The organism is Micromonospora sp. AP08, assembly GCF_008085935.1.
Lineage (GTDB): Bacteria > Actinomycetota > Actinomycetes > Mycobacteriales > Micromonosporaceae > Micromonospora > Micromonospora chersina.
On sequence record NZ_VSEZ01000008.1, the window covers coordinates 311,472 to 318,511 of the forward strand.

A 7,040-nucleotide genomic window follows, 5' to 3' on the forward strand; every position below is an offset into this window, starting at 1 on the left:
CGCCCCCACCGGGCGGTCCGACTGCGGACCCGCAGGTCAGCGGCCCGCCGCAAGCCGGCCGTGCCAGGCCAGGGCGGCCGGGTCGGTGAGCGAGGCCACCTGGTCGACCACCACGCGCAGCCGGGCCGCGTCGTCCGGGGCGGCCCGCCACAGCGGCGCGAACACCGGGTCGAGCGCCTCCGGGGCCCGGTCGAGCAGGGCGGCGACCAGGTCGGCGAGCATCTCCTGCTGCTGGGCGTACCGGGGGCCGGCGCCCGGACGGCGCATCACGTAGCGCAGGGCGATGCCCTTGAGCAGCGCGCACTGGGCCCGGATCCGGCGCGGCACCACGAGGTCGGCGGCGTACCGGCGGTGCGGGCCGGGCCCGTGCCGCTCCTGGGTGGCGGCCACCACGGTCGACACGAACCGCCCGGTGAGCACGCTCGTGGTGGTCTTCAGCGCCGCGAGGGCCCGGTGGCTGCCGTCGTACGCGGCGAGCGGGGCGAGCAGCGGGTCGGCGAGCAGTTCGGCCAGCACCTCGCCCAGGTCCTCGGGAGCCTCCCCGGAGTACGCGGCCGCCACGTCGGCGCAGAGCGCCCGCCGCTCGTCGGCGTCGACCAGCAGCGGGCGCAGGCTCACGTAGCCGCCGTGGATGCCGTCCTCGACGTCGTGCACCGAGTACGCCACGTCGTCGGCCCAGTCCATCACCTGCGCCTCCAGGCAGCGCCGGTCCCCCGGCGGGGCGCCCTCGCGCAGCCAGGCGAAGACCGGGCGGTCGTCGGCGTACACCCCGAACTTGCGCCGGCCGGGGCGGCGCTCCCACGGGTACTTGCCGACCGCGTCGAGGGAGGCCCGGGTGAGGTTCAGCCCGGCGGAGCGGCCGTCCGGGGCGAGCACCTTGGCCTCCAGCCGGGTGAGCACCCGCAGCGTCTGCGCGTTGCCCTCGAAGCCCCCGCAGTCGGCGGCGAGCGTGTCCAGGGCCTCCTCGCCGTTGTGCCCGAAGGGCGGGTGGCCGAGGTCGTGCGCCAGCCCCGCGGTGTCCACCACGTCCGGGTCGCAGCCCAGCCGTGCGCCCATCTCGCGGGCGATCTGCGCGACCTCCAGCGAGTGGGTCAGCCGGGTACGCAGGAAGTCGTCGGTGCCCGCGGTGTGCACCTGGGTCTTGGCGGCGAGCCGCCGGAACGCCACCGAGTGCAGCACCCGGGCCCGGTCCCGCTCGTACGGCGACCGCCCGTACCCGGTGTCCTTGGGCGCCTCGGTGACCAGGCGCGCCGCGTCGTCAGCGCCGGTCAATCGTTCCGCTGCCGGAGGACGCAGAACTCGTTGCCCTCCGGGTCGGACAGGACGGTCCACTCCACCTCGCCCTGCCCGATGTCGACGTGCCGGGCGCCCATGTCGACCAGGCGCTCCACCTCCGCCTCCAGGTCGGTCGGGCGCAGGTCGATGTGCAGCCGGTTCTTGCCCTCCTTGGGGCCGCTGACCGGGACGAAGACGATGCCGGGCAGCGTGTCGGGCGTGCGGCGGATCTCCACCTCGTCCGGCTTGTCGCTGATCACCTGGTAGCCGAGCGCCTCCGCCCACCAGTGGGCGAGCCGGGACGGGTCCTGGGCGTCGACCGTCAGGTTCTCCCAGACGCTGGTCATGCGGCCACCCTTCCTGATCGACACGTACGCGGGAGCCCAGGTTACGCCCGGCGGGCCGGAATGGCGCGCCTAGACGCAAGCGGGGCCACCGACCTGAGCGTCGGCGGCCCCGGATGCGTCACACGGTCAGCGGGAGTCGGAGCCGGTGGTGGTGATGGCTGCGCGGCCCGCCTCCAGCCGGGCGACCGGCACCCGGAACGGCGAGCAGGAGACGTAGTCGAGACCGACCTCGTGGAAGAAGTGCACCGAGTCGGGGTCGCCGCCGTGCTCGCCGCAGACGCCGAGCTTCAGTCCCGGCCGGGCCGCCCGGCCCTCCTCGGCGGCGATCCGGACCAGCCGGCCGACGCCCTCCCGGTCGATCGACTCGAACGGCGAGATGCCGAAGATGCCCAGCTCCAGGTAGCGCCAGAAGAAGGCGCCCTCGACGTCGTCGCGGGAGAAGCCCCAGCCCATCTGGGTGAGATCGTTGGTGCCGAAGGAGAAGAACTGCGCGGCCTCGGCGATCTGCCCGGCGGTCAGCGCCGCCCGCGGCACCTCGATCATGGTGCCGATCAGCACCTCGACGCCGCTGTCCCCGACCACCTCGGCGATGATCTTCTCGGCCTCCGCGCGTACCGTCTCCAGCTCTTGGACCGCGCCGACCAGCGGGACCATGATCTCCGGGCAGGCCGACCCGCCGGACCGGGTGACCTCGACGGCGGCCTCGGCGATCGCGCGGACCTGCATGGCGAAGAGGCCGGGGATGACCAGGCCGAGCCGCACGCCGCGCAGGCCCAGCATGGGGTTCTCCTCGTGCATCCGCCGGACGGCGGCGAGCAGCGCCTCCTCCTTGGCCACGTCCTCGCCGCGCTCCTGGGCGACCGCCACGTTGACCGCGAGCTGCTCCAGCGGGGGCAGGAACTCGTGCAGCGGCGGGTCGATCAGCCGCACGGTGACCGGCAGGCCGTCCATCTCGCGGAAGATGTCGATGAAGTCCTCCCGCTGGAGCGGCAGCAGGGCGGCGAGGGCCGCCTCCCGCTCCTCGTCGGTGGACGCGAGGATCAGCCGCTCGACCAGCTCCCGGCGGTCGCCGAGGAACATGTGCTCGGTGCGGCACAGGCCGATGCCCTGGGCCCCGAACCGCCGCGCCCGGGCCGCGTCGGCGCCCGTGTCGGCGTTCGTCCGGACCTGCAGCCGCCGCTTCTCGTCGGCGTGCGTCATGATCCGGTGTACGGCCTTGACCAGCGCGTCGTCGGCCTGCTCCGGGTCCAGTTCGCCCTCGAAGTACTGCACGACCTCGGACGGCATGACCGGCACCTCGCCGAGGTAGACCTTGCCGGTGGTGCCGTCGATCGAGACGATGTCGCCCTCGTTCACGGTCTGCCCCGCCACGGTGAACTTCTTCGCCGGCACGTTGACGTCCAGCTCGTCCGCGCCGGAGACACAGGTCTTGCCCATGCCCCGGGCCACCACGGCGGCGTGGCTCGTCTTGCCGCCGCGCGAGGTGAGGATGCCCTTGGCGGCGATCATGCCGTTGAGGTCGTCCGGGTTGGTCTCCCGGCGGACCAGGATCACCGACTCCCCCTCGGCGGCCAACTCGACGGCCCGGGCGGAGGTGAAGACCACCTTGCCGGAGGCGGCGCCGGGCGAGGCGCCGATGCCCTTGGCCACCGGCTGGAACTCGTGGTCGAGCTGGAAGCGCGGGAACATGAGCTGGGCGAGCTGGGCGCCGTTGACCCGGTGCAGCGCCTCGTCCAGGTCGATCAGGCCCTCGTCGACGAGCTGGCCGGCGATGACGAACGCGGCGGCGGCGGTGCGCTTGCCGACCCGGGTCTGGAGCATCCAGAGCTTGCCGCGCTCGATGGTGAACTCGATGTCGCAGAGGTCCTTGTAGTGCTCCTCCAGCCGCGCCATGTAGTCGAGCAGCTCGTCGTAGGACTTCTTGTCGATCTGCTCCAGCTCCTGCAACGGCACGGTGTTGCGGATGCCGGCAACGACGTCCTCGCCCTGGGCGTTGGCCAGGTAGTCGCCGTAGATGCCCTGCGCGCCGCTGCCCGGGTCGCGGGTGAAGGCCACGCCGGTGCCCGAGTCGGCGCCGAGGTTGCCGAAGACCATGGCCACCACGTTGACCGCGGTGCCCAGGTCGGCCGGGATGCGCTCCTGGCGGCGGTAGACCACCGCGCGCTCGGCGTTCCACGACTCGAAGACCGCGCGGATGGCCAGGTCGAGCTGCTCGCGCGGCTCCTGCGGGAACTCCCGCCCGGTGTGCTTCGCGAAGATCTTCTTGTACGCGTCGACCAGCCCGCGCAGGTCGTCGGCGTCCAGGTCGAGGTCGTTCTGCGTGCCCTTGGCGCGCTTGGCGTCGTCCAGCGCGTGCTCGAACTCCTCGCCCGGCACCTCGCAGACCGTCTTGCCGAACATCTGGATCAGGCGGCGGTAGGAGTCCCAGGCGAACCGGTCGTTCCCCCCGGCCTGTGCGCTGAGCCCGACCACGCTGCGGTCGTTGAGGCCGACGTTGAGGACGGTCTCCATCATGCCGGGCATGGAGAACTTGGCGCCGGAGCGGACGGAGACCAGCAGCGGGTCCTGCGGGTCGCCGAGCTTGCGGCCCATCTCCCGCTCCAGGGACTCCAGGTGCGCCTCGATCTGGGCGGCCAGCCCGTCCGGCTCCCGACCGGTCGTCAGGTACGCCTTGCAGGCCTCGGTGGTGATGGTGAAGCCGGGCGGGACCGGCAGGCCGAGATTGGTCATCTCGGCCAGGTTGGCCCCCTTGCCGCCGAGCAGGTCCTTGAGGTCCTTGTTGCCCTCGGCGAAGTCGTAGACGTACTTGTGCTCGACCGTCTCTTGCGCTGCCACCAGAGCCTCCCACGCGCGCCATTGACACTTAACGAAGGTTCAGTTCGGACATACCCCGGGAGCGACCACCGGTAATCCCGGCGCGTCAGCGATCGGTGGGCGAAGGTTAAGCGAACTTCGAGTGGCCTGGGACCGTTCGGTGACTTTCGGCACAACGGTCACCACTATCCGCGTCCGTACCGGTTTTTGGGAACGCTTCCACGCGCACGATCACGCAATTCCGATTCCCCTCGTACTCTTGACGGCACTGGTTTTGCTGGACCTGACCTTTGCCATATCCCGCGCAAATACACCCCGGAGGCGTCGCCGTGCCGACCACCCCCGCCGCCCCCACCGAGAGCGGGCCCGAACCGCTCGACCGCCTCCCCGGCCGCCAGCCGGCCGCCGCCGAGCTGGCCCGCACCGCCGCCCGGCGGGCCGGCGACCTGCTCGCCCCGCCCGCGCCGGTCCGCCTCGGCGACGTGGTGCCCGCCCCCGAGCGGGTGCTCCCCGACCCGGCAGCCGACTTCACGCTGACCGCGGACGCCGCGATCCGGGTCAGCCCGGCCGGCCGGGACGTCGCCGAGCAGCTCGCCGAATGGCTGCGCCCCGCCACCGGCTTCCCGCTGCCGATCACCGACGGCCCGCTCCCGGCCGACGGCCCGCTCGTGCTGACGTTGTCCGCGGCACCCCTCACCGAGCCGGCCGGCGGGGTCGACGCGGCTGACCCGGGCGGGCTGGGTGACGAGGGCTACCGCCTGGACGTGACCCCCGCCGCCGTGCGGATCACGGCCGCCACCGCGGCGGGTCTGTTCCACGGCGCGCAGACGGTGCGGCAGCTTTTCCCCGCCGCCATCGACGGCGCCGCCCCGGCCGCCGAGCGCTGGGCCGTGCCCGGCGGCAGCATCATCGACCGGCCGCGCTTCCCCTACCGGGGCGCCATGCTCGACGTGGCCCGCCACTTCTTCCCGGTCGAGGACGTGCTCCGCGTCGTCGACCACCTCGCCCGGTACAAGCTCAACCACCTGCACCTGCACCTCACCGACGACCAGGGCTGGCGGATCGCCGTCGACTCCTGGCCCCGCCTCGCCGAGGTCGGCGGGGTGACCGAGGTGGGCGGTGGCACCGGGGGCTTCTACACCCAGGCCGACTACCGGCGCATCGTCGCGTACGCGGCCCGCCGGCACGTCACCGTGGTGCCGGAGATCGACCTGCCGGGGCACACCAACGCGGCCCTGGTCGCCTACCCGGAGCTGGCGCCCGGCAAGGTCCCGCCGCCGCCGTACACCGGCACCGAGGTCGGCTTCAGCTACGTCGACCCCGCCGACGAACGGACGTACGCCTTCGTCGCCGACGTGGTCGGCGAGGTGGCCGCCCTGACCCCCGGCCCCTGGCTGCACCTCGGCGGCGACGAGGCGTTCAAGGTGCCGGCCGACACCTACCGCGCCTTCGTCGAGCGGGCCCAGACGATCGTCGCGGCGACCGGGAAGACCGTGGTGGGCTGGCACCAGCTCGCCCCGGCCGGGCACGTCGACGGGCGGGCGCTCCAGTGGTGGGGCACCAACGGCGACGACCCGGAGACCGCCGAGGCGGTACGCCGGGGCGCCCGCCTCATCCTCTCCCCCGGCAACCGGGTCTACCTGGACATGAAGTACACCGCCGACACCCCGATCGGGCACGACTGGGCCGGCCTCATCGACGTGCACCGGGCGTACGACTGGGATCCGGGCTCGCACCTCACCGGCGTACCGGCCGAGGCGGTGCTGGGTGTGGAGGCGCCGCTCTGGACCGAGTCGGTCACCACCCTGGCCGAGGTGGAGTTCATGCTCTTCCCCCGGCTGCCCGCCGTCGCCGAGCTGGGCTGGTCGCCCCGGTCGACCCACGACTGGGCCGGGTTCCGCGAGCGGCTCGCCGGCCACGGGCCGCGCTGGACGGCCGCCGGCATCACCTTCCACCCCTCTCCCGACGTCCCCTGGCCCGCGGCGCCCATCGTCCCCACCCAGCGCACGGACGACTCGACCGCCGACACGCACTAGAGCGACAGCCCACCGGGCGTCAGTGGAACGCCATGGGTGTCTCCGCCCCCGCGAGACACCCATACCGTTCCACTCACCGCAGTCCCGTCCGGGCACCCACCCGCCGCTTGCGCAGCCTGGGGTCGGTGTCCGGTTTCCCGCCCACCAGGTTGCGCCGGGTGTCCGGTATCGGCAGGTCTGACGGGTGGTCGGCGCCACCGTCGGGGCGGAATCATGCCGGGGGCGGGGTCGTTGAACATGGCAGACCGCGCGGGACCCGCCCCCGAGCGAGGCCGCCGGTCGGAATGACCGGCCCCCACCGGTCGTTACACCACCCGGACCACGCACCAGGGGTCCGCCGGAGCGGCCGAGGGAATGGCCTCCCCGCCCCGGTCGTTACATCCCCGGGACGTCGGACCAGGGCGAGGGAATCAGCTCCCCGCTCCGACGGTTACACCCCCGGACCGCCCGAGCAGGTCACCCCCTGATCGCCGGGCATCTCCCGAAGACTTCTGCACCGGCACCCGTACACCCCCTGTGCGTGTGTGCCGTACCCCCGACAGAGAGGCACTCATCATGCGTACCGATC

Annotated in this window: 4 protein-coding genes; 1 reads left to right on the forward strand and 3 read right to left on the reverse strand. The window is 73.0% G+C overall.

What is annotated here, in order from left to right:
• Positions 1-36: 36 nt before the first annotated feature.
• The 3 genes from FXF50_RS16740 to ppdK all read right to left on the reverse strand — a co-directional run bounded on the left by FXF50_RS16740 (position 37) and on the right by ppdK (position 4,457).
• The gene (locus FXF50_RS16740) at positions 37-1,272 is read right to left on the reverse strand and encodes a deoxyguanosinetriphosphate triphosphohydrolase (RefSeq protein WP_148428832.1); all 1,236 of its coding nucleotides are present in this window, start codon (positions 1,270-1,272) and stop codon (positions 37-39) included.
• The gene (locus tag FXF50_RS16745) at positions 1,269-1,622 is read right to left on the reverse strand and encodes a VOC family protein (protein WP_148428834.1); all 354 of its coding nucleotides are present in this window, start codon (positions 1,620-1,622) and stop codon (positions 1,269-1,271) included. The genes FXF50_RS16740 and FXF50_RS16745 overlap by 4 nt, the downstream gene beginning before the upstream one ends.
• 126 nt (positions 1,623-1,748) lie before the next feature.
• A complete protein-coding gene (gene ppdK / locus FXF50_RS16750) occupies positions 1,749-4,457 on the reverse strand; it encodes a pyruvate, phosphate dikinase (RefSeq protein ID WP_148428836.1) in 2,709 nt (902 codons plus the stop codon).
• A gap of 308 nt (positions 4,458-4,765) precedes the next feature.
• Between ppdK and FXF50_RS16755 the strand changes: the two genes are divergently transcribed.
• Positions 4,766-6,472: a beta-N-acetylhexosaminidase gene (locus FXF50_RS16755; protein ID WP_148428838.1), complete on the forward strand. Its 1,707-nt coding sequence runs from the start codon at positions 4,766-4,768 to the stop codon at positions 6,470-6,472.
• Positions 6,473-7,040 lie beyond the last annotated feature (568 nt).

What these genes read in the sequence shown, in the direction of transcription:
- FXF50_RS16745 (WP_148428834.1), bottom strand. Translation starts at nt 1,622, where the DNA reads ATGACCAGCGTCTGGGAGAACCTGACGGTCGACGCCCAGGACCCGTCC.